At 59.9% G+C, this 26,867-nt stretch carries 26 protein-coding genes; 14 read left to right on the top strand and 12 right to left on the bottom strand.

The features are described from left to right. Nucleotides 1-40 precede the first annotated feature (40 nt). Nucleotides 41-943, top strand: coding sequence for a DMT family transporter (locus WDZ78_RS09515; RefSeq protein WP_425672878.1), 903 nt, complete (start codon nt 41-43; stop codon nt 941-943). 445 nt (nt 944-1,388) lie between these two features. Next, entirely contained in the window at nt 1,389-1,604 is a 216-nt protein-coding gene (locus tag WDZ78_RS09510) for a cold-shock protein (RefSeq protein ID WP_003494703.1), read from the top strand. Nucleotides 1,605-1,692: 88 nt separating this feature from the next. On the opposite strand, the gene WDZ78_RS09505 is transcribed toward WDZ78_RS09510, so the two are convergent. Continuing rightward, a complete protein-coding gene (locus WDZ78_RS09505) occupies nt 1,693-2,337 on the bottom strand; it encodes an MBL fold metallo-hydrolase (RefSeq protein ID WP_113076553.1) in 645 nt (214 codons plus the stop codon). 232 nt (nt 2,338-2,569) lie between these two features. Here WDZ78_RS09505 and WDZ78_RS09500 point away from each other — a divergent pair, with 232 nt between their 5' ends. The 4 genes from WDZ78_RS09500 (at nt 2,570) to WDZ78_RS09485 (ending at nt 6,038) form a co-directional block, all read left to right on the top strand. Next, nucleotides 2,570-3,169 (top strand): DUF1236 domain-containing protein, encoded by a 600-nt coding sequence (locus tag WDZ78_RS09500; protein ID WP_425672877.1) that lies wholly within the window; start codon nt 2,570-2,572, stop codon nt 3,167-3,169. Nucleotides 3,170-3,383: 214 nt separating this feature from the next. Further along, nucleotides 3,384-3,911: a MarR family winged helix-turn-helix transcriptional regulator gene (locus WDZ78_RS09495; protein WP_425672876.1), complete on the top strand. Its 528-nt coding sequence runs from the start codon at nt 3,384-3,386 to the stop codon at nt 3,909-3,911. Nucleotides 3,912-3,913: 2 nt separating this feature from the next. Further along, nucleotides 3,914-4,627: a response regulator gene (locus WDZ78_RS09490; RefSeq protein ID WP_020011341.1), complete on the top strand. Its 714-nt coding sequence runs from the start codon at nt 3,914-3,916 to the stop codon at nt 4,625-4,627. Nucleotides 4,628-4,658: 31 nt separating this feature from the next. Beyond that, nucleotides 4,659-6,038 (top strand): ATP-binding protein, encoded by a 1,380-nt coding sequence (locus WDZ78_RS09485; protein WP_425672875.1) that lies wholly within the window; start codon nt 4,659-4,661, stop codon nt 6,036-6,038. A 15-nt stretch (nt 6,039-6,053) separates the two neighbouring features. Here WDZ78_RS09485 and WDZ78_RS09480 read toward each other — a convergent pair whose 3' ends face one another. The 4 genes from WDZ78_RS09480 to WDZ78_RS09465 form a co-directional block, all read right to left on the bottom strand. Then, nucleotides 6,054-6,395, bottom strand: a complete 342-nt coding sequence (locus WDZ78_RS09480; RefSeq protein ID WP_020011343.1) for a tRNA-binding protein — start codon at nt 6,393-6,395, stop codon at nt 6,054-6,056. Nucleotides 6,396-6,406: 11 nt separating this feature from the next. Next, on the bottom strand, nt 6,407-7,225 hold the full coding sequence (proC, locus tag WDZ78_RS09475; RefSeq protein ID WP_020011344.1) for a pyrroline-5-carboxylate reductase: 819 nt from the start codon (nt 7,223-7,225) through the stop codon (nt 6,407-6,409). A 1-nt stretch (nt 7,226) separates the two neighbouring features. After that, complete coding sequence (locus tag WDZ78_RS09470; protein WP_004442934.1) at nt 7,227-7,727, bottom strand: YbjN domain-containing protein; 501 nt, start codon at nt 7,725-7,727, stop codon at nt 7,227-7,229. Nucleotides 7,728-8,153: 426 nt separating this feature from the next. Continuing rightward, entirely contained in the window at nt 8,154-8,417 is a 264-nt protein-coding gene (locus WDZ78_RS09465; RefSeq protein ID WP_425672874.1) for an accessory factor UbiK family protein, read from the bottom strand. Nucleotides 8,418-8,727: 310 nt separating this feature from the next. Between WDZ78_RS09465 and lgt the strand changes: the two genes are divergently transcribed. From lgt to WDZ78_RS09435, 6 genes are all read left to right on the top strand, one after another. Beyond that, nucleotides 8,728-9,540 (top strand): prolipoprotein diacylglyceryl transferase, encoded by an 813-nt coding sequence (lgt, locus tag WDZ78_RS09460; protein ID WP_020011345.1) that lies wholly within the window; start codon nt 8,728-8,730, stop codon nt 9,538-9,540. A gap of 15 nt (nt 9,541-9,555) precedes the next feature. Beyond that, complete coding sequence (locus WDZ78_RS09455; RefSeq protein ID WP_425672873.1) at nt 9,556-10,656, top strand: class I SAM-dependent methyltransferase; 1,101 nt, start codon at nt 9,556-9,558, stop codon at nt 10,654-10,656. Nucleotides 10,657-10,807: 151 nt separating this feature from the next. Beyond that, on the top strand, nt 10,808-11,602 hold the full coding sequence (pgeF, locus tag WDZ78_RS09450) for a peptidoglycan editing factor PgeF (RefSeq protein WP_425672872.1): 795 nt from the start codon (nt 10,808-10,810) through the stop codon (nt 11,600-11,602). Between the two features lies 1 nt (nt 11,603). Next, nucleotides 11,604-12,755, top strand: a complete 1,152-nt coding sequence (locus WDZ78_RS09445; protein WP_020011348.1) for a M24 family metallopeptidase — start codon at nt 11,604-11,606, stop codon at nt 12,753-12,755. Between the two features lie 89 nt (nt 12,756-12,844). Further along, entirely contained in the window at nt 12,845-13,591 is a 747-nt protein-coding gene (locus WDZ78_RS09440; RefSeq protein WP_020011349.1) for a hypothetical protein, read from the top strand. Nucleotides 13,592-13,811: 220 nt separating this feature from the next. Then, the gene (locus WDZ78_RS09435) at nt 13,812-14,744 is read left to right on the top strand and encodes a ribose-phosphate pyrophosphokinase (RefSeq protein WP_003522877.1); all 933 of its coding nucleotides are present in this window, start codon (nt 13,812-13,814) and stop codon (nt 14,742-14,744) included. A gap of 232 nt (nt 14,745-14,976) precedes the next feature. Here WDZ78_RS09435 and WDZ78_RS09430 read toward each other — a convergent pair whose 3' ends face one another. From WDZ78_RS09430 to WDZ78_RS09415, 4 genes are read right to left on the bottom strand one after another with little or no spacing between them, the layout of a single operon-like run. Then, the gene (locus WDZ78_RS09430; protein WP_425672871.1) at nt 14,977-15,825 is read right to left on the bottom strand and encodes a phosphatase PAP2 family protein; all 849 of its coding nucleotides are present in this window, start codon (nt 15,823-15,825) and stop codon (nt 14,977-14,979) included. After that, complete coding sequence (locus tag WDZ78_RS09425) at nt 15,818-17,323, bottom strand: ArnT family glycosyltransferase (RefSeq protein WP_425672869.1); 1,506 nt, start codon at nt 17,321-17,323, stop codon at nt 15,818-15,820. Before WDZ78_RS09425 ends, WDZ78_RS09430 begins: the two co-directional genes overlap by 8 nt. Next, the gene (locus WDZ78_RS09420) at nt 17,298-17,585 is read right to left on the bottom strand and encodes a lipid-A-disaccharide synthase N-terminal domain-containing protein (protein ID WP_020011353.1); all 288 of its coding nucleotides are present in this window, start codon (nt 17,583-17,585) and stop codon (nt 17,298-17,300) included. The genes WDZ78_RS09425 and WDZ78_RS09420 overlap by 26 nt, the downstream gene beginning before the upstream one ends. Nucleotides 17,586-17,605: 20 nt before the next feature. Beyond that, a complete protein-coding gene (locus tag WDZ78_RS09415; protein ID WP_099086021.1) occupies nt 17,606-18,445 on the bottom strand; it encodes a glycosyltransferase family 2 protein in 840 nt (279 codons plus the stop codon). A gap of 189 nt (nt 18,446-18,634) precedes the next feature. Between WDZ78_RS09415 and WDZ78_RS09410 the strand changes: the two genes are divergently transcribed. Further along, nucleotides 18,635-20,899 carry a methyl-accepting chemotaxis protein gene (locus tag WDZ78_RS09410; RefSeq protein ID WP_080866331.1) on the top strand — a complete coding sequence of 755 codons (2,265 nt, stop codon included), beginning with the start codon at nt 18,635-18,637 and terminating at the stop codon, nt 20,897-20,899. A 140-nt stretch (nt 20,900-21,039) separates the two neighbouring features. On the opposite strand, the gene adh is transcribed toward WDZ78_RS09410, so the two are convergent. The 3 genes from adh to WDZ78_RS09395 all read right to left on the bottom strand — a co-directional run bounded on the left by adh (nt 21,040) and on the right by WDZ78_RS09395 (nt 25,860). Beyond that, nucleotides 21,040-22,557: an aldehyde dehydrogenase gene (adh, locus tag WDZ78_RS09405; protein WP_137038025.1), complete on the bottom strand. Its 1,518-nt coding sequence runs from the start codon at nt 22,555-22,557 to the stop codon at nt 21,040-21,042. Nucleotides 22,558-22,730: 173 nt separating this feature from the next. Then, the gene (locus tag WDZ78_RS09400; protein ID WP_026363867.1) at nt 22,731-23,690 is read right to left on the bottom strand and encodes a helix-turn-helix domain-containing protein; all 960 of its coding nucleotides are present in this window, start codon (nt 23,688-23,690) and stop codon (nt 22,731-22,733) included. Nucleotides 23,691-23,778: 88 nt separating this feature from the next. Further along, nucleotides 23,779-25,860 carry a putative bifunctional diguanylate cyclase/phosphodiesterase gene (locus tag WDZ78_RS09395; protein WP_425672970.1) on the bottom strand — a complete coding sequence of 694 codons (2,082 nt, stop codon included), beginning with the start codon at nt 25,858-25,860 and terminating at the stop codon, nt 23,779-23,781. 305 nt (nt 25,861-26,165) lie between these two features. On the opposite strand from WDZ78_RS09395, the gene WDZ78_RS09390 reads away from it, so the two are divergent. Beyond that, nucleotides 26,166-26,774, top strand: a complete 609-nt coding sequence (locus WDZ78_RS09390) for a 50S ribosomal protein L25/general stress protein Ctc (RefSeq protein ID WP_020011359.1) — start codon at nt 26,166-26,168, stop codon at nt 26,772-26,774. Nucleotides 26,775-26,867: the final 93 nt, after the last annotated feature.

Here is a 26,867-nt window from a genome sequence, read left to right as displayed (position 1 = left end):
ACTGAATGATCTTCCGGCCCCTGCTCTGCTGGTGCCAACAATGACGCGTATTCAGGCCAATATGCTGCTTCTGCTCGCCGCAGCAATCTGGGGAGGCGGCTTTGTCGCGCAATCCTCCGCCATGGCCTCGATCGGCCCGTTCTGGTTCGTCGGTCTGCGTTTCGCCATTGCCGCCATTGCCGTGCTGCCCTTCGCGCTCATGGAAACACGATCGCTGAAATCGCCGCCGCGCCGGCGCGAAATCGGCAGCTTCATTCTCGTGGGCCTCGCCCTGTTCGGCGGCGCCACCACCCAGCAGGTCGGGCTTTTGACCACGACCGTCACCAATTCCAGCTTCCTGACCGGGCTCTACGTCATCTTCGTACCCGTGATTGCCGTCGTGCTTTACCGGCGGCATCCCCACTGGATCGTCTGGCCATGCGCGCTGATGATGCTGGGCGGCATATTCCTGCTCTCCGGCGGCGCCTTCGAGGCGCTGACAACGGGTGATATTCTCAGCATCATCTGCGCCTTCTTCTGGGCGATCCAGATCACGCTTGCCGGACGCTTCGTTTCCGAAAGCGGAAGGCCGCTGGCGCTTTCCTGCACCCAGTTCGCCGTTTGCTCCCTTCTTAGTTGCATGATCGGCGTCGTGTTCGAACCGATCAGCATGGCCTCCATCGAGGCGTCGCTGGCGGAAATCCTCTATGTCGGCCTCGTCTCCTCCGGCCTCGCCTTCGTACTGCAAGTCATCGGCCAGCGTTACACCACGGCCCCGCAGGCTGCGATATTCCTGTCTTCGGAGGCGCTTTTCGGCGCTTTGCTGGCCTCGATTTTCCTCAACGAAACCATTTCGAGCGCCGGCTATATCGGCTGCCTGATCATATTCGTCGCGATCCTGATCGTCGAACTGGTGCCGGAACTGACGCGCAAACGGCAAAAACCCATGGCCGGCGCTGCCTGACGCAAAAAGAACTTATTTTTCTTATTCCGCCATAAATGCGCGGTGCGGCATTCAAATTTTGCCGTGAAATCCAGCGGCAAACGGCAATTATTTCATCAATTGTCACCCATGCAGAAAAAATATGCGATTGCGCGAGGTTATTCTACCGCAGGTTTTTTATCTGACAAAAAGCCCGTGAAAACTTTTGCTTGCCAATTTTTGATAAACGCATCACTCTACCGCGGTTCGGGCAATTTGCGAGCATGGGAAGGCCTATAAATTTGCGCACTGGGGACGCTATAAACCTCGGGCGGTGGGACGAAAAACGTTGGATGAGAACGCCATTACTTCCCGCTGCGAAGGTCCATTTTCTCAATAGTCAAAAACTGCCTGCCAACGCCCACGCGGGGCAAAACTGTAATGCTGCCTGTAGCTGAACGCGGGCAGAGCGAAAAGGACCTGATGCATGGCCGAAACTGGCACCGTAAAATTCTTCAATACAGACAAAGGCTTCGGCTTCATCAAGCCAGACAATGGTGGCGCTGATATCTTTGTTCACATCTCTGCTGTACAGGCTTCCGGCCTGTCCGGACTTTCAGAAAATCAGAAAGTGAGCTTCGACACGGAACCGGATCGTCGCGGCAAGGGCCCGAAGGCAGTCAATCTGCAGATTGCTGGCTGACCCTAAAAACGGCTTTCTTTTCTAGTTGAAGCCCGGCAGGAATGCCGGGTTTTTTTGTGCCGTTCCATCGGTGTAAATCACCGGGACTTCAGATACCCTTGAGATAGGGATTGTTGCGCCGCTCCTCACCCAGCCGCCCGCCGGGGCCATGGCCGCAGATGAAGCCGACTTCATCGCCGAGCGGCAGCAGCTTGTCGCGAATGGACGCCATTAATTGTTCGTGGTTTCCGCCAGGCAGGTCCGTGCGCCCAACCGATCCAGAAAACAAGACGTCGCCGACATGGGCGAACTGCTGGTCGCGGTTGTAGTAGATGACATGGCCGGGTGCGTGGCCCGGGCAATGATAGACCTCGAAGACATGGTCTCCGAAGGATACCTTGTCGCCATCCTTCAGCCATTTGTCGGGCACGACATTCTTCAAACCGCTGATACCGTATTTTTCGGCCTGCACCTCGATCCTCTCCAGCAGCGGCCGGTCATCCTCATGCGGCCCGATCACCGGCAAAGAGAGCTTTTCGCGCAGTTCGTCGGCGCCGCCGGCATGGTCTAGATGCCCGTGCGTCAGCCAGATTTCCTTCAGCGCGATGCCGTTTTCAGCCACGACCTGAAGAATGACGTCCACATCCCCGCCGGGATCAACGATGACGCCCTCCTTGGTGTCCTGATCGAACAGGATGGTGCAGTTCTGCTCGAATGGCGTGACCGGAATAATACCCGCCTGCAACTTTCCCATATCCTGCATCTCCTGTCTGAAAGGTTGCGCCTCCTATAGCCCGCGACCGCCTTCGGCACAATGGCGGCGGAAATGACACCCGCTTTCAGTGATCGCCCACTCTAAAAATAACCATGAAATACAGCAAGATAACAAGAAATCCTCCGCATATTTCGGGAACTGCCGGCGAAAAAAGTGGAACGCCCTGATGGTTGCGACGTTCTAGCTCCAGTCTTGAAAAGGAGTGAGACACATGGACAAGACGCTTAAAATGCTCATGGCTGGCGGCGCCTTCGCCCTGATGGCTGGTTACGCGAACGCCGCCATGGTCGCCACGACAGCATCGGATATTTCCGTTCGCTCGGGCCCCGGTGAAGACTATCCCGAGTTGGGGCTGGCCACCCGCGGCAGCAATGCGGTTCTGGATGGCTGCATGGAAGGCAGCAGCTGGTGCCGCATCGAAGTCAACGGTCTGCGCGGTTGGGTTCATGCGGATTATCTGAATGTCATGTATGAGGGTTCTCCGGTCATTCTCGAACAGCGCCGCTCGGACCTCAGCGTTCCGGTGGTCACCTATGAAAAGACCTCGAGCGTGCAGGCCGAACCCAATCCCGGCGATCCAAACCTCGGCCGGGTTGGCGAGGTGGACCCGCCGCAATCGGTGATAACCTATATTGACGAACATCCCGCCGACACCGTTACCTATGACGGCGACATAGCCATCGGGAGTGTATTGCCGTCAGATACACGTCTCGTCGAAATCCCCGACTATCAGTATCGTTATGTCCGGGTGAACGATGTGCCGGTTCTCGTCGAACCTTCAACACGGCGGATCGTCTACGTTTACCAGTAGAGGCTTCTGCCGAACAAATCGTCCATCGGGCGACATGAAACCAATGAAGAGCGCGGGCTTTCCGCGCTCTTTTCTATTTCCGGTAAAGGTCACTCAGGATTCCAGTTGCACCCGCACCCGCAGCATATTATCCACCGCAACAGAAAATGATCGCGGCATTCTCCCGAGCGGACGCATTTTCGGCTATGTTTACAGAATATTGGCGCATCGACGTATGTCAGCCGCAGAATATGAAGGAACCGCAGTGCCACCGCAATCGCTCAAAACCGCAGCCGCCAGACAGACACCGGCACTTCCGAAGGTGGACGACGGCAAGATCGACTTCGACACGATCGAGGCGCTGTTTTTCGCCTATCGCGATTTCGTCTCCGATCCCGATGTCATTCTGTCGAAGCTGGAATATGGCCGGGCGCATCATCGGGTGGTCTATTTCGTCAGCCGGCAGCCGGGCATGACGGTGGCGGATTTGCTCGACACGTTACAGATCACCAAGCAGAGCCTTGCCCGCGTGCTCAAGCAACTGATCGACGACGGTTACATCCGCCAGATGGCAGGCCCTGAAGACCGTCGCCAGCGCAGGCTTTATCCGACGCTGACGGGCCGCGAACTGGCGCTGGCGCTGAGCGAGCCGCAATCGCGCCGCATCGACCGGGCGCTGGAAGGGCTCGAACCTGACGCCCGCGCCTGTGTGCGCAAGTTTCTGGCGCAGATGCGCAGCCCGACAACCGTGGAAGGCGAGTGACGATGGCGCAAGCTCCGACAAAACGACCGCCAGCGGATGACGATGCGGCCCATCTCCTGATCGTCGACGACGACGCCCGCATTCGCGATCTCCTGCAGCGCTTCCTTGGCGACAAGGGTTACCGCATCTCCGTGGCAGCCGATGCGGCCGAAGCACGGCGTAAAATGATAGGCATCCGCTTCGATCTGCTCATCCTCGATGTGATGATGCCGGGCGAAAACGGGCTTTCGCTGACCCGCTCGCTGAACGAGGATAAATCCGTACCGGTTATTCTTCTGACCGCCCGTTCGGAGGCGGATTCGCGCATTGCCGGGCTGGAAGCGGGCGCGGACGACTATCTCGCCAAGCCCTTCGATCCGCGCGAACTTGTCCTGCGCATCAACAATATCCTGCGGCGCAACACCTCGCCTGACACGCCCAAGATCGAACAGATCATGTTTGGTCCCTACAGTTTCTCCATTCCGAAGAAGGAATTGCGGCGCGGTCCCGAAACGATCCGCCTGACGGATCGCGAACAGGAGATCATGCTGCTTTTTGCACTGCGCGCCGGCGACACCATTCCACGCCACGAACTGGTGGAAGCGGAATCGGAAGTGGGCGAAAGAACCATCGACGTGCAGATCAACCGTCTTCGCCGCAAGATCGAGGACGACCCTGCCAATCCTGTCTATCTGCAAACGGTGCGCGGCATCGGTTACCGCCTGAGCGTGGACTGACGAGCACCAAAGGAAAGGCGAACGCACGGCCATGGCGAGCCTCGATTTTCTGAGCACGGTCAAAAAAAGCGGCGTGGCCAAGGCCTGGCGCCTTTCCGGCAGATGGTTGCGCCACTGGCTGCCCACCGGCCTTTACACGCGATCCCTGCTCATCATCATCCTGCCGATGATTTTGCTTCAGGCCGTTGTCGCAGCCGTCTTCATGGAGCGTCACTGGCAATTGGTGACGGAACGCCTCTCCTCCGCCGTGACACGCGATATCGCCGCGATCATCGAACTGCTGCAGACGGACCCGGAAGAAGACGACTATCAACGCGTCATCCGCATCGCCCGCGACAAGCTGGATCTCAGCGTCTATATCGAACCGAAGGCGGATCTGCCTGCTCCGAGACCTGAGCCGCTGTTTTCCATCCTCGACAGGATTCTGGCAGATCAACTAACCCAGCAGATCGGCCGGCCGTTCTGGATCGATACCTATGGTAACGGCTCGCTGGTCGAAATCCGCGTCCAGCTGGAAGACAAGACCCTGCGCGTCTTTACCAGCCGCAGCGCGGCCTATGCCTCCAACACTCATATCTTCCTTGTCTGGATGGTGGGTGCATCGCTGGTGCTGATCGCCATCTCCATTCTATTTCTGCGCGGCCAGATCAAGCCCATCGAAGCGCTTGCCAAGGCGGCCGAGAACTTTGGCAGAGGCCAGAAGATCACCGCCTATTCCCCGCGCGGCGCGGACGAAGTGCGGCGTGCGGGCCTCGCCTTCATATTGATGCGCGAGCGTATCGAGCGGCAGATGGAGCAACGCACCGCCATGCTGAACGGCGTCAGCCATGACCTGCGCACCATCCTCACCCGCTTCAAGCTGCAACTGGCGCTCGCCGGCGACAATCCCGACCTTGAGGGGCTCGACAAGGATGTCGAGGACATGCAGTCAATGCTGGAGGCCTATCTGACCTTTGCCCGTACTGATGTCGAAGAGGATGTCGGCACGCTGGAGCTTCCAGCCCTTCTCGAAAAAATCGGCCATGATTTCGAACTGCACGGCAAGAAATTCAGCTACGAGCTCTATAATATCGAGCGGATCATCGCGCGACCGAATGCGCTTTCACGGCTCGTCGCCAATCTCGCCGAAAATGCGCGGCGTTACGCCGGCAATCTCCACGTCGATATCCGCAAGGCGCCACGCTCCATCATCATGACCTTTGACGATGATGGTCCCGGCATTCCGGAAATCTCACGCGAGGATGTGTTCAAGCCGTTCTTCCGGCTGGACGAGGCGCGCAACCTCAACGCCTCGGGCACGGGCCTTGGCCTCTCCATCGTTCGCGACATCGCCCGCAGCCATGGCGGCGACGTATCTCTGGATGAAAGCCCGATGGGCGGATTGCGGGTAATCGTCAAAATTCCGGCTTAGCGGTAAACACGCCGGTCAGCACATCTTCTCGCCGTTCGGCACCGGCCGCTCAACCGCGGCCAGAACGATATCGCCCTTGGCATCGGCAAAACCGAGCGTCAGCACTTCGGACCGGAAAGGGCCGATCTGGCGCGGCGGAAAATTCACCACACCAAGAACCTGCCGCCCGACAAGACTTTCCGGCGTATAATGCACCGTGATCTGCGCCGAGGATTTCTTGATGCCGATGTCCGGCCCGAAATCGATCTTCACCTTGAAGGCCGGCTTGCGCGCTTCAGGAAAAGGTTCTGCTTCGACAATGGTGCCGACGCGGATATCGACCTTCTCGAAATCGGCATAGGAAATTTCACCGCTCATCGCTCGCCCCTTCAGCCCGCCAGCTCTTCGGCGCGCGTTTTCGCGGCAGCGACCGCCCTGTCGAACAGGGGCTGCATGCCGTCCTCAGCCATCAGCACGGACAGCGCCGCAGCTGTTGTGCCGCCCGGCGAGGTCACATTCTGGCGCAGGCGCGCCGCCTCGTCGGAAGACTGGTGCAGGAGTTCGCCGGCGCCGGCCACGGTTTCACGCGCCAGACGCATGGCGACATCCGCCGGCAGGCCGGCCTTGCGCCCAGCCTCGGCCATGCATTCCACGAGATAAAAGACATAGGCAGGGCCGCTACCCGAAACCGCAGTCACCGCGTCGATATCGCTTTCGGCATCCACCCATTCAACCGGACCGCTGACCTTCAGCAACCCGTCCACCACGGTTTTAAGCTCGGGCGTCACCAGGTCGTTGGCATAGGCCCCCGTCACGCCGCGGCCGACCATGGCCGGCGTGTTGGGCATGGCCCGCACGGCGGCAACCGCACCGAAATGCGAAACGAAGGTGGCAATGGTGGTGCCCGCCGCGATGGAGACCACAACCGTTTCCGGGCCCAGCAGAGGCTTCAGCGACGGCAGCACGGCTTCCATCATCTGCGGCTTCACCGCCACGAAAAGAATACCGGCCTTGACGCCCCCAGGTACGCTTTCGGCGTGGGTGGCGCCGGCTTCCGCAATCGTCGTGCGCATGGCGTCGGAAGGGCGCGGGTCGATGACGATGACCTGCGATCCCGGCACACCCTTTTTCAGCCAGCCTGAAAGCATGGCGCCGCCCATATTGCCGGCGCCAACGAGGACGAGCGGCCCGGAAGCCTTGTACACCATGTTACGCTTCTCCCACGGTCTCAAACATGACCGCTTCGATTGCACTTTTCGCATCAAGCCCCGACCAGACGACGAACTGGAATGCCTGATAATATTGCTCGCAGGCCTCCAGCGCGCTGGAGAGCAGCACTTCAACCTGCTGGTTGTTCGGCTCGGCGCCGCCGGACAGAAGCAACGACTGGCGGAAGATCACGACGTCTTCCTGTCGCCACAGATCGAAATGCCCCATCAGCACCTGACCATTGACCTGCGACAGCAGGCAAATGACTTCGTTGACACGGTGGTCCGGCACCTTGATGTCGAAGGCGCAGGCAAGATGCAGCGCTTCGAAATCTTCCATCCATGCAAAGGAAACGTGATAATCGGCCCAGTGGCCCGCCACAGTCATGGCGATCTCGTCTTCGCCCGAACGCTCGAACGACCAGTCGTTCGAGGCGGCGACAATCTCGATCATATCGACGGGATTGGACTGACGCTCAATTTCAAATTCTATCAGACTCATGCGGCACCTTCTCAGCCGGTCAGAATGTCGTGTTTTGAACGCCGGGCACAAAACGCACATACAAACCGGGATAAACATTTGAGACGATTGCCCGACACCACCAGAATAACGCATTCACCCTGTCTGGAGCTTACCGGTCTTTTCGAATCATCATTTAAAATCAGTGTATAATGGCCGAGTCCTGCTGCCACCCCTTCCCCGCCATTTTTGCCTTTTGAGCAGTGGATATCTTCTCCCCCATCACCTCAGGCGAGAGTCTTAAGCGACTCTGCCGATTGTGTTTTTTGGAAGTGTCCACAGGCCCAAAAAATTCGCGTCCGAGCACGACTTTCGGCAACCGGCAGTCAAGTCGGCCAGAGGGAGCCGAAAAACAAAAAGCCCCGGAATCGCCTGCGATCCGGGGCTTCTTGGAAAAGTGACGAGGCATCAGTCCCTCGCGGCCGAAAGCTTTGCTTCGAGAGCCTCGATCCGGGCGCGCAACGCGTCATTTTCATCCCGCGCCTGAATGGCCATTTCGCGCACTGCGTCGAATTCCTCGCGGCGGACAACGTCCAGACTGTTCAGCCAGCGATCCGCCTGGGCATGGAAAGCCGCTTCGGCTTCCTTGCGCACGCCCTGCGCCGCGCCGGCCGCGTCGGTCATCAGCTTGGCGAATTCATCCAGAAAACGATTGGTGCCTGTCGTGCTCATGGCGCTTGTCCTTCGTCGGTTCAGGGGCATCGTCTTGCCCGCTGTTGATAGTCTTCAGGTAGGCACTCCACCGCCGCCTTGCAAGCGAAATCGAAAAATCGCAAGAGCTTGCGTGACCTACGGTATCTTGAACCGGAGCTTGAAGAATCACCTTGACCGCCGCCACCGCAATCGCCATTTTCCTTGGCGTCAGGGAGACCGGTGAGCATCATCGCCCGGCCCCTCCTGAGGCAATGGATCGTTCCGTTGTCCGCCCAGCAACGATGACGGAATATACGGATTGTTAGCCGCTCCCACCCAACTCGCCATCATGCCCTTCCCCAATATCGATCCGGTGGCGCTGTCCCTCGGCCCGCTCTCGATCCACTGGTACGGCATTGCCTATGTTGCCGGCATCATGCTCGGCTGGTTTTACGCCCGTCGCCTCGCCCGCACGGATCGCCTGTGGCCGAACGACGTCTCGCCCATCTCGGCGCAGCATCTTGATGATTTCATCCTCTGGGCAGCCGGCGGGATCGTGCTCGGCGGCCGCATCGGTTACATCCTGTTTTACGATATGGCAGCCGTGGCCGCCAATCCCATCAGGGCGCTTGAGATCTGGAACGGCGGCATGTCGTTCCATGGCGGCCTGATCGGCACGACGATCGCCATGATCCTCTTCGCCCGCAAGAACGGCATTCCGGTCTGGAGCATGTTCGACGTCGTCGCCGCCGTCGCGCCCATCGGCCTGCTGTTCGGGCGCATCGCCAATTTCATCAATGGTGAATTGTGGGGCCGCATTGCCGATGTGCCATGGGCGGTGGTCTTCCCAACGGGCGGCCCCTTTGCACGGCACCCGAGCCAGCTTTATGAAGCGGGCCTCGAAGGGCTCGTGCTCGTCGTCATCCTGGCAATCGCCATCTATGCCTTCAGGGCGCTGAAGACACCCGGCACCGTCACCGGCATCTTCGTCTGCGGTTACGCGCTGTCACGCATCTTCGTGGAATTCTTCCGCGAACCGGACGCCCAGATCGGTTATCTCGCCGGCAACTGGCTGACCATGGGCATGGTGCTCTCCACCCCGATGTTCGCTCTCGGCCTCTGGGCGGTCCTGCGGGCGCGCAGCGCGACAAAAAGCGCCTAAGCGGTATGATTGCCCATGACGACACCGCTTGCGCAACGTATCAAATCACTTATCCGGCTCAATGGTCCGCTCAGCGTTACCGACTATTTTTCGCTCTGCCTCGCCGATCCTGAACACGGTTATTACAAGAGTCGCGAACCCTTCGGCCGTTCGGGTGATTTCATCACCGCGCCAGAGGTCAGCCAGCTTTTCGGCGAAATGCTCGGGGTCTTCGTGGTGCATGCCTGGCAACGGCATGGCGCTCCCGCACAAACGCAACTGGTGGAAATCGGCCCCGGCCGCGGCACCATGATGTCGGATATGCTGCGCGTCATCCGCCGCATCGCGCCGCCGCTTTACGAGACGATGCGAGTGCATCTGGTCGAAACCAGCCCTCGCCTTTCCACCATCCAGAAGCAAACGCTGGCCGAACATGCGGACAGGCTGACATGGCATGACAGTTTCGACGATGTGCCGGATGGTTTCCTGCTGCTTGTCGCCAACGAACTCTTTGATGCCATTCCGATCCGGCAATTCGTCAGGACACCGCAGGGTTTCCGCGAGCGCGTGGTCAACCTCGATGCCAATGACGAACTCGTCTTCTCAACGGGTCTTGCCAGCATAGACCCGTCCCTGCTGCCGCCGCAGCCCGAACGGCAGCCGCTTGGCGCCATATTCGAGATTTCGCCGGCCCGCGAGGCCGTGATGACGGCGATCTGCCAGCGCCTCTCCGCCCATGGCGGCACGGCGCTCGCCATCGATTACGGCCATCTGGTCGCCGGTTATGGCGATACGCTGCAGGCCATGCGCAACCACGCCTTCGACCCGGCGCTTGCGCATCCCGGCGAAGCCGATCTCACCAGCCATGTCGATTTCGAAAGCCTCGTAAAGACGGCCGAAGCGACCGGCGTGCATGTCAACGGCGCGCTGCGACAGGGCGATTTTCTCTATGGTCTCGGCCTCAAGGAAAGAGCAGGCGCTCTTGCCGCCAAGGCGACGCCCGACCAGACGCTTGAAATTGCCGAAGCGGTCAATCGCCTCGCCGGTGAAGGCGCCGGCAAGATGGGGGAACTTTTCAAGGTCATCGCCGTTTCAAGTCCCGCGCTTCATCTCCTGCCGTTTCGCGCGGTGGATTGACAGCGCAATAACCTCTGGGCCAACATCGCCGCGACACACGAAGCAGGCACACTGCATCACACACGCCGCGCAACGCCGCAGCAACCGGAAACATCTCGCTTAACCGTAGCTCACTGGCCAACAGCGATATTCTCCAAGGAACTCCCGCACCATGCAGAACGCAACGCTGCCGCTCCCGCTCCAGTCCCCCCTGCTCGCCGCGTCAGGTGAAAACCGTGTCCGGCACGGTTTCTTCACCCGGCAGGGCGGCGTCTCGGAAGGGCTATATCAGGGCCTCAATGTCGGCCTTGGCTCCCATGACGAACCCGAAAAGGTGCAGGAAAACCGCCGGCGCGTGACGCAATGGTTCGGCCTGCCCTCAGGCCGCCTCGCCACCGTGCATCAGGTCCACTCCCCCGATGTCCTCGTGGTCGATGACACCTATGACGGCAGCCGCCCGCAGGCGGACGCCATGGTGACGGCAACGCCGGGTTTCGTGCTGGGCGTGCTGAGCGCCGATTGCGGGCCAATCCTGTTTGCAGATGCGGAAGCAGGCGTCGTGGGTGCGGCCCATGCCGGCTGGAAAGGCGCGCTCTTCGGCGTGCTCGAAAACACCATCGAGACCATGACGAAGCTCGGCGCCAGCCGCGAGCGCATCGCCGCCTCGCTCGGGCCTTCCATCAGCCAGAGCAATTATGAGGTCGGGCCGGAATATGTGGCGCGTTTCACCGATATCGATCCGGCCTATGCGGATTATTTCGCCGAGACGGAGAAGCAGGGCCACGCCCTGTTCGACCTCAAGCAATTCACCATAGACCGCCTGACCAAGGCCGGCGTGAAGGCGGAAAACCTCGGCCTCTGCACCTATCCGGACGAAGAACGGTTTTATTCATACCGTCGCACCACCCACCGCGCCGAACCCGATTATGGCCGGCAGATTTCCGCAATCGCAATTTTGGAGGACTGATATGGCCCTGCATTTCGAGCTTTCGGAATTCGATGCCCGCCGCGAGCGGCTGCTCGCGAAAATGGCCGAGGAGAAGCTGGATGCGCTGCTGCTTTTCGCGCAGGAAAGCATGTATTGGCTGACCGGCTATGACACTTTCGGCTACTGCTTTTTCCAGACTCTGGTGGTCAAGTCGGACGGCTCCATGACGCTGCTGACGCGCTCGGCCGATCTGCGCCAGGCCCGCAACACTTCCATCATCGAGAACGTCCTGCTGTGGGTCGACCGGCCCAATGCCGACCCGACGCTCGACCTGAAGAACCTGCTGAGTGATCTCGACCTGCTCGGCGCAAAGATCGGTGTGGAATATGACACCCACGGCATGACCGGCCGTGTCGCTCGCCTGCTGGACAACCAGCTTGCCAGCTTCGGCCAGATGGTGGACGCCTCCTATCTCGTCAGCACCCTTCGGCTTGTCAAAAGCCCGGCCGAAATCGCCTATGCCCGCAAGGCCGGGCGATTGGCCGATGAAGCTCTGGATGCGGCATTGCCCCTCATAAAGCCCGGCGCGGACGAAGCCGCCATTCTCGCGGCGATGCAGGGCGCGGTGCTGGCCGGCGGCGGCGATTATCCCGCCAATGAATTCATCATCGGCTCCGGCGCGGATGCGCTGCTGTGCCGTTACAAGGCCGGCCGCCGCAGGCTCGACGCCAAGGATCAGCTGACGCTGGAATGGGCTGGCGTCAGCGCCCATTACCATGCCGCCATGATGCGCACGGTGGTGATCGGCGAACAGGATTTCCGCCAGAAGGAACTTTACAGCGCCTGCCTGCAAAACCTCACCGCCATCGAAGAAGTACTCCACCCCGGCAAGACTTTTGGCGATGTCTTCGACGTCCATGCCCGCGTGATGGACGAACGCGGATTGACCCGCCACCGGCTGAACTCCTGCGGTTATTCGCTGGGTGCGCGTTTCTCGCCCTCTTGGATGGAGCATCAGATGTTCCACGCCGGCAATCCGCAGGAAATCACCGCCGACATGACACTGTTCGTGCATATGATCGTGATGGATTCCGATTCCGGCACGGCCATGACGCTCGGCCAGACCTATCTCACCACCGACGGCGCGCCGGAGCCGCTCTCGCGCCACAACCTCGATCTTCTCACAGCTTAAATCGCCGCCGGGTTTGACAGAGCGGGAAAAGCGCCCTTACATTGCGCCACCTTGGGCAAGAAGGAGCGGAACATGAGAGGGAAAATCGCATGAGCCGGACGGGGTTCACTCCCCTTTGTCTGGCCGTCATTGTTCCAGCGCTTGTCCTGGCTCTGTCAGGCTGCAACACGACGGAAGCGCTGACACCGCAGGTGGATGTCGGCCATAATAGCTCGCAATCGACGCCGGTAACGCAGGGCGATCTCGACCAGATGGCGGCCGCCGCCGACCGCGCGCCCACCGCCCCGGCAACCGCGACATCCGTTCCCGCCTATGCACCGCAAAACTCGCTGCAGGCGCAGGCACAGGCGCTGTCCAATGGCAGTCAGTATGGCGAACCGCTGCGCCAGAACCAGACCGCGGCCCAGCCCGCCGCAGCCGCGCAATCCGCCCCCTCGCAGCAGACGGCGTCACTTGCGCCCGCCTCCTCTGCAAACTCGATCCGCTTCCTGCCCATCATCGGCGCACCCGTTCAGGCGGTGACCCCGCTGTCGCGCCAGCTCGGGGCCGAAGCGCGGGCGAAGGGGTTGACCATCCGCGCCTCAAACGACAATTCGGCCGAAAATATCCTGAAAGGATATTTCTCCGCGTTTGCCGATGGCGGCAAGGTCAATATCGTTTACGTCTGGGACATTCTCGACGCCAATGGCGTGCGGCTGCATCGCCTGCAGGGACAGGAGGCGGTGGCGGCAAAAGGCAGCGATCCATGGGCCGCCGTGACCGACAGGGTCATGCAGGATATCGCTGCAAAAACGCTCAACGATTATTCGTCATGGAAGCAATCTCAACGCGGATGAGGTGAATCGACGGGAGAAGTCACAGAGATTTCACGAAAATCATTGCGAAAGCGCGGAGTCCTCTTGCAATCGGAAGCAACAGCGCTATTAAGGCGCGCATGGCAACAAGGCGTATCCGGCAAAGGCTTTTCAGCCGGATGTTCCTCCCCTTGAACGACGCTTGGTTACGGTGGATTGAGCCCCGTGGCGCAAGGCGATGGCATGGAAACAGGCGGCCGCAATGAAGGTTTTCGCAGGCAATTCGAACCGGCACCTTGCCGAAGCGATCTGCAAGTATCTTAATGTTCCTCTCGGAAATGCCACTGTAAAGCGGTTTGCTGACCAGGAAATATTCGTAGAAATCAGCGAAAATGTGCGTGGTGAGGACGTTTTTATCGTCCAGTCCACCTCTTTCCCGGCAAATGATCACCTGATGGAACTGCTCATCATGATCGATGCCATGCGCCGCTCCTCGGCCAAGCGCATCACGGCGGTGCTGCCCTATTTCGGTTACGCCCGCCAGGACCGCAAGGCCGGCCCCCGCACCCCGATTTCCGCCAAGCTCGTCGCCAATCTGATTACCGAAGCCGGCGCCGACCGCGTTCTCACCCTCGATCTTCATGCCGGCCAGATCCAGGGCTTCTTCGATATCCCCACCGACAATCTCTTCGCAGCACCAATTCTCGCCCGCGACGTGAAGGACCATTACGACACCAACAATGTCATGGTCGTTTCGCCTGATGTCGGCGGCGTGGTCCGCGCCCGCGCACTCGCCAAACGTCTCGACTGTCTTCTGGCCATCGTTGACAAGCGCCGTGACCGTCCGGGCGAATCCGAAGTCATGAACGTCATCGGCGATGTCTCCGGCAAGGATTGCATCCTCATCGACGATATCGTCGATTCCGGCGGCACGCTCTGCAACGCCGCTGAAGCGCTGCTGAAAAAGGGCGCGACGAGCGTCACCGCCTATATCACCCACGGCGTCCTTTCCGGCGGCGCGGTTGCCCGTGTGGCTTCCTCCAAGCTGCGCGAACTCGTCATCACCGATAGCATCCAGCCGACTACCGGTGTCCAGTCCGCGCATAATATCCGCGTTGTCAGCACCGCAGGCCTGCTCGGCGAGGCAATCAACCGCACCGCACAGGAACAGTCGGTTTCCGGCCTGTTCGACTAAAGAACTTCGCCAATCGCCCTTAGCGCTGCCAACTGCTGTCCGGTTTAATTTCCGGGCAGGCTGCCGATCGGGCTAACATTCTCTCGGCGTCATCCTCAGCCCTGTGCCGAGGCTTCAGTCACGTTGAATAAAATCATTAGGTTGCAGATCCTCGGGACAAGCCCGAGGGTGACGCAGGAGCGTCTGGCGTTTCTCGCCATTCATCGCATGGATGCAGCGCCCGACCTTCCGCTTAAGACGAGGCCGCACCCGCATCCGGCGGCCGGTGCAGACGGGAGGCGGCGGCCTTGATTTTCGGCCACCAGCGCCGAAGCCGGGTCAGGACGGCATGGCGACCATTACGCCAGATGCTGACCGTATCGGCCGAGACCGCATTCCCCGTGAACAGGTGACGGTGGCGGTTTACCGCCAGTACCCGGTAGAGAAACAGGGTCGTCAGGGCGGAAAACAGGATGGACATCACCACATCGCTGAGGAAATGCCCACCGGCCGCGATGCGCAAGCCGGACATGAGGGTTATCATACCGGCGGCAGTGCTTCCCATCACGAACCGTCCGCGCCATTGCAGCCGGGGCCAGACGAGCACGCAGAGCGGCAGAAAGAAACTGGCGATCAGGGCGGTTTCACCTGAGGAAAACGAGCAGTTTGAATAACATTGCGTGCTGAACTGGAAAGGCGGCGTGAAAAGTTGCTGCCCGCCGAATTCGGTAATGCTGAACGGGCGTGCACGACCGATGGTCGCCTTCAGCACGCCATTGACGAGAAGACCGGCGCAGAGGATCACGGGTCCGCACAGGAAGGCCCAGACGCGCCATCCGGTTCTCTGCAGCGGACCCAGCCGCAGATTGCCGACAAGGATCACGAAGACCAGAAGAGTGGCAAGCTCCGTACCTTCGCGCAGCGTATCTCGCAGCCATTCGGGAAACGGTTCACGGCCGGACCATGGCTGCTCGACGGGAGAGAAAAACAGCGCGGAGAACCGGAGATCGATGGAGGGAAAAGTCGCAAACAGGATGACGAGCGCCAATGTGGTGAGTGTCAGCCAGATCGTGATCCGCATATGCGAAAGATCATTATCCATTGCTGCCCTCCGGCATGCATTGCGGTAGCAGGCGCCAGAGGCCGATTTCCCTGCCCTCGAGGAAACCCGGCCCGGCGGTCCAGCGCGCAACCGGCGTCTCGCCGGCAAGGCAGGCCGGCAGGCCATCCGCGCTTGCCAGGAACAGGGGATTTTTCGTCTCGCCAGCTCTCAGCGGATAAAGAAGCGCGTAGTGGCTGGAGGGTACGCCGGTTTCGGGCAATGCCCGCGTCAGCACCTGTTTTTCGTCCCGCAATTGATAAAAAAGCTCGGCTAGTATCGAACGATCATTGGCGACGATGGCGTCCGCCCCCGCCTCGCGCGCCCGTGCCAGGCCGGTCGACACCAGCTCGGCGCGCCCGAGATACCGCGCCATCGCCAGTTCACCTTTGGGCAGGCGCAATTGCGTTCCGGCAATGGTCATCAGCGGCAGCACAACAGCCACGACGCCGCCAAGCACGAGGGTGGACACGGTGAGCCAGCGCCGCGACGCCAGCACCGGCGTCGCCAGAAGCACGCCGGCCGCATAGGCTCCGACCGCCCAGTTGGCGAGCGCCCGCGACATCAAACCCTGCGCGGTGATCAGCAGAACGATCGGCACCGAAAGCACGACCAGCGCCCGGGCTTCACCGGTCCTTGCGCGGATCGTCGCGACAATCATGCCAACGAAAACGAATGGTCCGACCACGCCTGCCTGCGAGAAGAAGAACTCCAGCGCGGAGCCGATCTTCAGCTGGACGCCATGCCAGTTCGCATTGTCGGCCGTGTGGCGTGCGGTCATGAAATCATGCGCAGCGTTCCACCACAGATTGGGCGCGATGACGGCAACGCAGACCAGTGCCGCAATCGCCGCGTCACGCAGCCGGATGCGCCATGCCTCGCAAAGCCAGCCGGCGGCGATGAAGCAGGGCAGAAAATAGATCATCGCATATTTCGACATCAGCCCGAGGCCGAAAGAGAGACCGAGAGCGATGCTCCAGCCCAACGCCGGCCGGCCCTCGCCGCGGGCGAGCGCAAGCTTGCGCACGGAGATCATCGACAACACGATGAACAGCATCATCGGCGTATCGGTCGAGATCAGCAGGCTGCCGAGCGTCACGGCCGGCAAGGTCAGATAGATCACCGCAGCCAGCGAGCCCAGCCTGACATCGTAGATCATACGGCCCAGCACAAGGATCGCCGCCGCCGCCACGCCATGCACCACGGGCGCGGCCAGCCGAACCTGAAACGTGCCCTCGCCACCCCCCAGAATGGTCGCCGCGCGAATGAGCCAGCCGATCAGCGGCGGCTTGGAATAGGCGCCGAGCGCCATTTCGCGGCCCCAAAGCCAATATTGCGCCTCATCGACAAAAAGGTCGGTGCGGTTGAAGGCCAGACCAAGGACGCGCAGGGCGGTTGTGAGGACGATCGCTGAAAACGCAAATGTCAGCCATCGGCGCTCATCGCCTGCCTGCGCATAAGGCAGGGTCGCCGCGTCATGCATGCTGGCGGCGTTCTGCATGAATCAACCAGAGATTTCGGGCATAGATGAAGAGGCCGGAGGCCTGCCCGATGATAAAGACCGGATCACGCCGCCAGATGGCGTAGGACAAAAGCACCAGACCGCCGATAACGGAAAAATACCAGAAGGCCACGGGAATGACCGAGCGGTTCGCCCGTTCCGAGGAAATCCATTGAACCAGAAAACGCATGGTGAACAGCATCTGGCCCATGAAGCCGGTGCAGACCCACAGAAATTCCTTCCAGCTGTTCACATGCAGCATGGACCATAAAGCCGGTGCATTCACGGCAATGTCTCCGTTTTGAAAGTTTCAGCCCAGCTTGACCGCTTGCGCCGACGCAACAGCCAGGCGACACCGATCAGATCGTGGATACCGACAAGCGCGCGGCCAATATTGGTGTAATGGGAATTTCCGTGCAGCCGCGCCCGGTGTGTGACGTCGACATGGGCGACCTGCCAGCCGTCGCGACTGAACAGCGCCGGGAAATAGCGGTGGTGATGATCGAAATAGGGCAAAGCGAGATAGGCGTCGCGGCGGAAGGCCTTGAGACCGCAGCCTGTATCGCGCGTGCCGTCCTTCAATATCCGCGCCCGAAGCCCGTTGGCGAAGCGGGAGGAAAGGCGTTTTCCAAGCGTATCACGCCGGCCGACGCGCTGGCCGGCCACGAGGCCAAGCCGGCTCGGGGCGCTGGCTGAGAGAAGCGGTGCGAGAAGTGCCGGCAGATTGTCCGGCGGGTTTTGACCATCTCCATCAAGCATGCAGATAACAGGCGCACGCGCCGCCTGCACGCCGCTATGGATCGCCGCCGATTGCCCGCCCTGGCGGTCGTGCCGGACGAGCCGCAGCATCGGATAACGGTCACCAAGCGCAAGCACTGCCTTGACCGTGCCGTCGGAAGATGCGTCGTCCACCACCACGATCTCGAAGGCGCCAACCGGCTGGCAGGCAGCAACGATCTCCGCCACGAGCGTTTCGACGCTCGCTTCCTCATTGTGCATCGGCACGACAACGGCGAAATCCGGCCTTGGTCTCACGCTGGCTCCGTCATATCCGTCCGCATTCAGTCCGCAGACATCATCGATAGTGGCGAGAGAAGGAGCGCGAAAAGCTTGCATGAACATGAACAGCCGTTGAACTTCACCCGATATGCGCCCGTTCTATTGCAGTTTTATTACGGGAAACGTCTCAGTGGCGGCCGGTTATTTTTTCACGGCATGCGGGAAATAATCGTACAATTCGCAGCGCTTTTAACGCGGCCGTAAGCAATTTTTGTCACCCTGCGCTCACGTTTTTTTGGGGGAGGAAACAGGATGCCGGGTGGGAATCCGACTGCTGTAAAAGCTAAATCATTGTCGATAAAAGCTAAATTTGCCGCGCTCGTCACGGGCGCAACACTGGTTTCATGCCTGTCCGTGGGGTTGTTATCCTACGAGATGGGCAAGTCGGGCCTGATCGACGCCAGCGAAATCAGGCTCGAGACGGTTGCAAGCAACCAGTCCAAACAGCTTGACGCCTATACTTTGCGCGTCGAACAGAGCATTTCCGAACTGTCGCAAAACGCCGCGGTCGCGCAGGCGCTGGAGACGATGACCACAGTTGTGCCGACGGAAAGGGATGCGATCCTCCAGGCTTTCCGCCGCGAGGGCGTCTCCGAGGAGGAGCGCGCCTCCTTCAACGGCGAAGGGTTGCGACTGCTTTATGCCATTCGCCATGCCACCATCAACTCCACCATCGCCAGCGTCTGGCGCAACACCCGCGTCAGCGACATCTATGTGATCGATAAGAGCGGCCTCATTATATACACCGTGACCAAGGGGAAAAACTTCCTGACCAGCGTGACGGAACCGCAGAACGCCGCGATCAAGGAGCTGTTCGACCGCATCGAGGCCGGCAAGGACGGTGTCGTCAGCACCACGGGCTTCAGCGGTGGGGAAAATGATTCGGCCATGATCGGCATGCCGCTCGCCGTTTCCAACTGGGGCCAGCTGCAGCGCAAGGGCGCCGTCATCATGCGCATCGCCGCCGATCGCATCGGCGCAGTCGTGACGCCCGAGGAAACCGGCAAGACCATCGATGACGCCGTTCTTCTGAACGCCGACGGCAAACGCCGGGCTGGCGTTCTTTCGGGCGGCGCGGATGCCGCCGTTTCCGAAAGCCTCGCGGCTCTTTCCAACGCAAACGAGGCAGGAACGGTGATGGCGCAGACGCCTGCGGGCAACATCTTCTATGCCTATCGCCCGGTCTCCGTCTTCGGACAGAAACATCTTCTGGCCATCGGTCAGCAGGAGAGCAAGGTTCTCGCCGCCGCCAACGATCTCGCCTTCTGGGCGACGCTTGCGACACTGGCCGTGCTTGCGATCATGACGCTGATCGGCATTTTCGTTTCCGCTGGTCTCACCAAACCGCTGACCGGCCTTGCCGGGCTGATGGAGCGCCTGAACGGCGGCGAGAACAATATCGAGATCAAGGCCGTTTCGCGCGGCGATGAGATCGGTACCATGGCGCGCGCGCTGGAATCCTTCCGTCAGGGCATTCTGGACAAGCAGCGCATGGAAACGGAAGCCCATCGCAAGGGCGAGGAACTGGACGAGGAACGCGCCCAGCGGGAGATGGAAAAGGCAAGAAGCGCCAGGGAACTGGAAGAAGCCGTCGATGCCCTTGCCACCGGTCTTGCCAATCTTGCGGCCGGCAGGCTCGATCTTCGCATCGAGAAATCCTTCGTGCCTTCGCTCGATCACCTGCGCGTCGACTTCAACAACTCCATGGCGGGCCTGGAAGCGACGATCTCCAATATCGGCGAAAGCGCAAACGCCATCCGCTCGGGCTCCGGCGAACTGAAAAGCGCATCGGAAGACCTGTCGCGGCGCACCGAACGCCAGGCCGCAGCCCTTGAGGAAGCGGCCGCTGCTCTCGGAGACATGACGCAGGCTGTCAATCTGTCCTTGTCGCGCTGCAATGTCGCCGTCGAGGCGACGGCGGGCACGATGCAGGACGCCCATAAATCCACGGCTGTCGTCAAAGAGGCGATCGTTGCGATGGAACGCATCGAGACCTCGTCGGCCAAGATCCGCCAGATCATCGACGTCATCGACCAGATCGCCTTTCAGACCAATCTGCTGGCGCTGAATGCCGGCGTGGAAGCCGCGCGCGCCGGAGAAGCCGGAAAGGGCTTTGCCGTTGTGGCGCAGGAAGTGCGCGAACTCGCCCAGAAATCGGCAGCCGCCGCCCGTGACATCACGACGCTGATCGCCACCTCTGCGGGTGATGTGGAAAGTGGCGTGGCGTTGGTGCTGAAGACCGGTGAAAGCCTGGAGCAGATCCAGAAGCGCATCCAGTCAGTCAATGACCAGATCGGTGAAATCGCCACCGCATCGCGCGAACAGTCCGGCCGCCTCAGCGAAATCAATGCCTCCGTCAACGAACTCGACCATGTGACGCAACAGAACGCGGCCATGGTGGAGGAAACGACAGCCGCCGCCTTCTCGCTATCCAGCGAGGCGGACGGTCTGACCGAACAGGTGGGGCAATTCTCCGTCGCCGCCGTAAGGCAGCGGGACCAGCGTTACGCGGCATAAGCCGCAACGAAAAAGGCCGGAGGCAAAACCTCCGGCCTTTTATTTTGCCTGAAAACCTGATCCGGGCTCCCAGGAGCCGAAGCCCCTGGGAGCACGCCGGCTTGATCGTGATGATCCGTCGCCGGCTTCCGGGGAGGAACTCAGAAGAAGCCGACCTTGTTCGGGCTATAGGACACGAGCAGGTTCTTGGTCTGCTGATAATGATCGAGCATCATCTTGTGGGTCTCGCGACCGATGCCCGACTGCTTGTAACCGCCGAAGGCGGCGCCAGCCGGATAGACGTGGTAGCAGTTCGTCCACACACGGCCCGCCTCGATGCCCCGGCCAGCCCGGTAGGCGACATTGGTATCGCGGCTCCACACGCCTGCGCCCAGACCGTAAACCGTGTCATTGGCGATTTCGAGCGCTTCTTCCACCGTCTTGAAGGTGGTGACGGAAACCACAGGACCGAAGATTTCCTCCTGGAAAATCCGCATCTTGTTGTTGCCTTCAAAGACGGTCGGCTGAATGTAATAACCGTCCTTCAGATCGCCCGTGAGCGTCTTGCGGTCACCGCCGGTCAGAACCTTGGCGCCTTCCTTCTTGCCGATATCGAGATAGCTCATGATCTTGTCGAACTGTTCCTGCGACGCCTGCGCGCCCAGCATGGTCGACGGATTGAGCGGATCGTCCTGGCTGATGGCCTGAACGCGTTTGATCGCCTTTTCCATGAAGCGGTCATAGATCGATTCATGAACCAGCGCGCGTGAGGGGCATGTGCAAACCTCGCCCTGGTTAAGCGCGAAGAAAGCGAAACCTTCGAGCGCCTTGTCGAGGAAGGCGTCGTCCTCGTTCATCACGTCGGCAAAGAAGATGTTCGGCGACTTGCCGCCAAGCTCCAGCGTGATGTTGGTGACGTTATCGGCTGCATAGCGCATGATTTCCTTGCCGACCGAGGTCGAGCCGGTAAACGCGATCTTGGCGATGCGGTTGCTCTGCGCCAGCGGCTTGCCGGCTTCAAGGCCCGTGCCGTTGACGATGTTGAGAACGCCAGGCGGCAACAGATCTTCGATAAGCTCCATCACGACAAGGATGGACGCCGGGGTCTGTTCGGCCGGCTTCAGCACCACGCAATTGCCGGCGGCAAGCGCCGGGGCAAGTTTCCACGCGGCCATCAGGATCGGGAAGTTCCACGGAATGATCTGGCCGACGACACCGAGCGGCTCATGGAAGTGATAGGCGACCGTGTCATTGTCGATTTCGCCGATCGTGCCTTCCTGTGCACGGATGCAGCCCGCGAAATAACGGAAATGGTCGATCGTCAGCGGAATATCCGCATTGGTCGTCTCGCGCAGCGGCTTGCCATTATCCCAGGTTTCTGCCCGCGCGATGAGATCGAGATTGTCCTCGATACGCTGGGCGATCCTGAGCAGGATGTTGGAGCGTTCGGTTACGCTGGTCTTGCCCCATTTCTCTCTTGCCTTGTGGGCGGCATCCAATGCGAACTCGATATCAGCCGCATCCGAGCGGGGAACTTCGCAGATCTTGTGGCCGGTGACCGGCGAAAGATTATCCATGTAGCGGCCGGATTTCGGCTCCACCCATTTGCCGCCGATGTAGTTGCCGTATTTCAGCTTGAAGGGCGCTTCGCCGGCTTTCTGCTGAACCTGAATATTCATGATTTCATCCTCCCTGATGAAAACGATCCGCGACGGACCGCATGGGAGAAAGGTGGGCCTAGATGGCGCTGTTCGGTAGAGGGGCGGCGCTGTTCCGCAGCGCACATTGTCTCACATCTGCGACAAAGGCGCTCCGATCCGGCATGATTGGCCGGATCGCAACCGCCTGGACCTTAATGCACGTCGAATTTCTTCATCTTGCGATGAAGCGTGGCGCGGCTGATGCCGAGCAGGGACGCCGCCTGCGTGACGTTGCCGTTGGTGCGAGACAACACACGCCGAAGCGCCGAGCGTTCCGCTTCCGCAAGGTCGGAACCGCTGTCGTGGCGCTGCTCCTGCAGAATATCCGCAGCGGGCAGGCCCTGCGCGATAAGGGTATCATCAAGCTTCAGCGCAAGGCGTGCGGCGCGGGTTGCACCAAGCACAAGATCGTCCTGATCAACCGCAAGCAAAGAAATCGCAGCGCCAAAACCATTCGGCACCACAACGATGCGCGCGCCCGGAAACGCGCGGCGGAAAAGATTGCCCTCGATGCGCTGCGCCGCATCCTTCACCGCCTGGGTGACGAAGGAAAAGGTCATCTCGTTGATATCGTCGCGGCAGGTGGAAATATCGAGAGCGCCCGTCACCCGGCCGGTGTGGTCGCGGATGGGCGCCGTGGTGCAGCAGAGTTCGGTATTCGACGTGAAGAAATGCTGATCGCGATAAACCACCACCGAACGCTCATCGACGAGCGCCGTGCCGATGCCGTTGGTGCCCACACTCGCCTCGCTCCAGACCGCGCCGGACCAGAGACCGAGCGCCCGGAACTCTCGGTCATCGCCGGCCGCACCGCGTCTTTCCAGCGCAACACCCTGCGCATCGGTCAAAAGCAGGCAGCAGCCGGATTTGCCGACACTTTGGAAAATGCGGTCAAGTTCATCCGTGCTTTCGGCGATCAGGCCGGCCGCACTTTCACGGGCGCGGCGGAATTCATACTCGCTGAGAAAGATCGGCTTGCGGTTTTCCTCCGGTGCAAGATGATGTTTGACCATGCAGCGACGCCAGGAGGCGACAATCGGAGAACTTGCGGCCGCGGAGCGGTGGCGCGCTGTTTCATACACGCGTTCCGCATGGGCGATGTCTGTCGGCATACGCTCCTCCCAAAGCTTTTCGGCGATGGTGCGCTGGAAGCGTTCATGTTTCAACAAAAAACTTCGCGACCGGTTTTAGCCAGCCTTATCAGACCGCCTTGAAATAACGCCGGCCGGCGGCGACCTCCGGTTCGTCTTCAGCCGAAAGGAAGGTGTCGTCGACGAGATTGGCGATGGATGTCAGCGGCCCAGGCTTTCCGAAAAAGAAGCCCTGCACCTGCAGGCAGCCTTCGCGGCGCAGGAATTCGATATGGGCCTTGGTCTCCACCCCTTCCGCAAGCACGGGAATATTGAGGCTATGCGCCAGAATGAGCGTCGAGCGAACGATCGCCTCCGATTGCACGTTGGTCGACAGGCCATCGATGAAGGCCCGGTCGATCTTGATCTTGTCGAAGGGGAAGCTCTGCAGGGTCGAAAGCGAGGAATAACCCGTGCCGTAATCGTCCATGGCGATCTTGACGCCGAGCGCCTTGAGCTTGCGGATGGTGACAAGCGCGTGGCGATGGTCGGCGATAATGCTGCCTTCGGTTATTTCCAGCTCGAGCCTTTCCGGCGCAAGCCCCGTCTCGGCGAGAATTCTCTCGACCTTGTCGGGAAAATCATTATCCGCAAGCTGCTGCGGCGCGACGTTTACGGCGATGGCAAGCGATTTTTTCCACTGAGCGGCCTGCACGCAGGCTTCTCGCAGAACCCATTCGCCCAGTTCGACGATAAAGCCGGTCTGTTCCGCGATCGGAATGAATTCGGTCGGGGAGACCATGCCGCGTTCCGGATGGTTCCAGCGCAAAAGCGCTTCGAAACCGACGATGCTGCCGCTCCTGGTATCGTTCTGCTGCTGATAATAAAGCTCGAATTCGTTGTTGGCGAGGCCGCTGCGCATGGCGACGGCAAGCACGTTACGCTCACGCGCGGCCTCGTCCATGGATTTGTCGTAAAAGCATATGGTGTCCGAAGTACCACTTTTTGCCCGATACATGGCGACGTCCGCCTGGGCCATCAGCGTATCGGCATCGATGGAGCCGGTATTGCGAACCGATATGCCGACACTTGCACCGACCGAAAATGTCTGCCCGTTCCATTCCACCGGCTTGCTGATCTGCTCGATCAATCGCTGGGCGAATTCCGCGCCATCGGCGCGGGTATAATAGGAATGGGTCATCGCCACGAATTCATCGCCGCCCATGCGCGCCAGGAACTCCCCGGCTTTCAGCACGGAACTCGCACGGTCGGCGATGGCGCGCAGCACCGCGTCGCCTGCCGCATGGCCATGCACGTCATTGATTTCCTTGAAACGGTCGAGATCGATCGACAGAAGCGCGGTATGCGCGCCCAGCGAGACATGTCGCGTGCGCCGATTGAGATGCTCGATGAATGCCGCCCGGTTGGGAATGCCCGTCAGCGGATCGTGCAGCGAAAGATGACGATAGCGGGCAACCGCCTGCTGGGTGGACTGGGCGTCGATGACATAGGTGGAAAGCCCGAGCGCCAGAAGCAGCAGCGTCACCGCAATGGCGCCTCCGCCCATGATCGCCGGCGGCAGCAGATTTTCCGGAATGATGATGCGCGGGTCAAACGCGAAGGACATCGACGCCATGCCGGTATAATGCATCGAGGCAATGGCGAGGATGAGAAACGCCACCGCGCTATACTGGCAGAAACGGTTGAGAGGCCGGGCAACGCGATTGACCGCAATGGCGCCAAACACCGCCCCCAGTACCAGTGAGGCGATGACATAGGTCCGGTCCCAGAAAATCATGCCCTGAACATTATAGGCGGCCATGCCGGTATAGTGCATCGCCGCAATGCCCAGACCGAGGATCATGCCGCCAGCTTCCACCAGCACGCTGCGTCCGCCATAGGCGGAAATTCCGAAACCGGCAGTCGTTGTGGTAATGGCGATCAGAAGCGATAGCCCGGTCAGATAGGGATCGTATCCCACGTCACCCGCGGCGACATAGCCCAGCATCGCCACGAAATGGGTGGTCCATATCGCCGCCCCGCCATTGACGCCCGCCAGAAACAGCCAGTTGACCTTCTGCACCCCCGTCGCCAGACGTGCTTTTGAAAAAAGGCGCATCGAAACGAAACTACCCAACATGCAGACGAAGACCGCTGCAACGGTATATCGATAGTCGTGATCAATGGTGAGGCACTGGAGAACTTTGAGCATTGTCATCTACGCAATTGGAATTTTGCGTAGCCTTATCATTCGCCAAGTTTTCACCCGGTTTATGTGCATGGATAAGCATACATTAAAAGTTGCAACACACGAGTGAATTAGTGAATACTAATAAAATTATAAAGCGGCACCCGTGAAAACGGGGTCACTCTTGTCTTTGGCTTCCTTTTGTATTATAGCGCCCGCACCCGTGTAGACACCCTTGGAGGCAACGCGGGCGGGATGGCCTTTGGCCTCTCCAGTTCAGGCCGCTTCGTTCGGCATGAACTCTCCATATAACCTCGAAAGGAATTGCCATGAGCAAAGAATCGTATGAGCTCAAGGCCGAGGCGCGCGAACGAGTTGGTAAGGGGTCCTCTCGTGAACTTCGCCGCAACGGTTTGATTCCCGCTGTCATCTATGGTGACAAGCAGGCCCCCATTTCCATCGCTCTGTCGACCAACGAAGTCACCAAGCGTATCCACGCTGGCGGTTTCATGACGACTGTTGCGATCATCGACGTCGACGGCAAGAAGATCAAGGTTCTCCCGAAGGACTACCAGCTCGATCCGGTCCGCGACTTCACCATGCACGTCGACTTCCTGCGCGTTTCGGGCAACACGCTCGTCAACGTTGAAGTTCCGGTTCACTTCGTCAACGAAGAAAAGTCGGACATCAAGATCGGCGGCGTTCTGAACATCGTTCGTCACACGGTGGAATTCCACTGCCCGGCCAACGATATTCCGGAATTCATCACCGTTGATCTCGCTGGTCTGAAGATCGGCGACAACGTCCACATTTCGAATGTGAAGCTGCCGAAGAACATCTCGCCGGTTATTGCCGACCGTGACTTCACGATCGCAACGATCGTTGCTCCGGCTGGCGGCGTCGCAGAAGAAACGACTGAAGAAGCTTCCGAGGAATAATCGGCGGCCGCAAGGCCTGACAGCTTTGAAGAATGAGGCCCGTTCCGTTTTCGGAACGGGCCTTTTAGTTTTTATGAACTTTAAAACCAGAAA

The sequence above is a fragment of the Agrobacterium sp. M50-1 genome (assembly GCF_049843495.1).
Lineage (GTDB): Bacteria > Pseudomonadota > Alphaproteobacteria > Rhizobiales > Rhizobiaceae > Agrobacterium > Agrobacterium radiobacter.
Note: the sequence above shows the minus strand (reverse complement) of the source record. Positions and strands in the feature narration are given on the sequence as shown.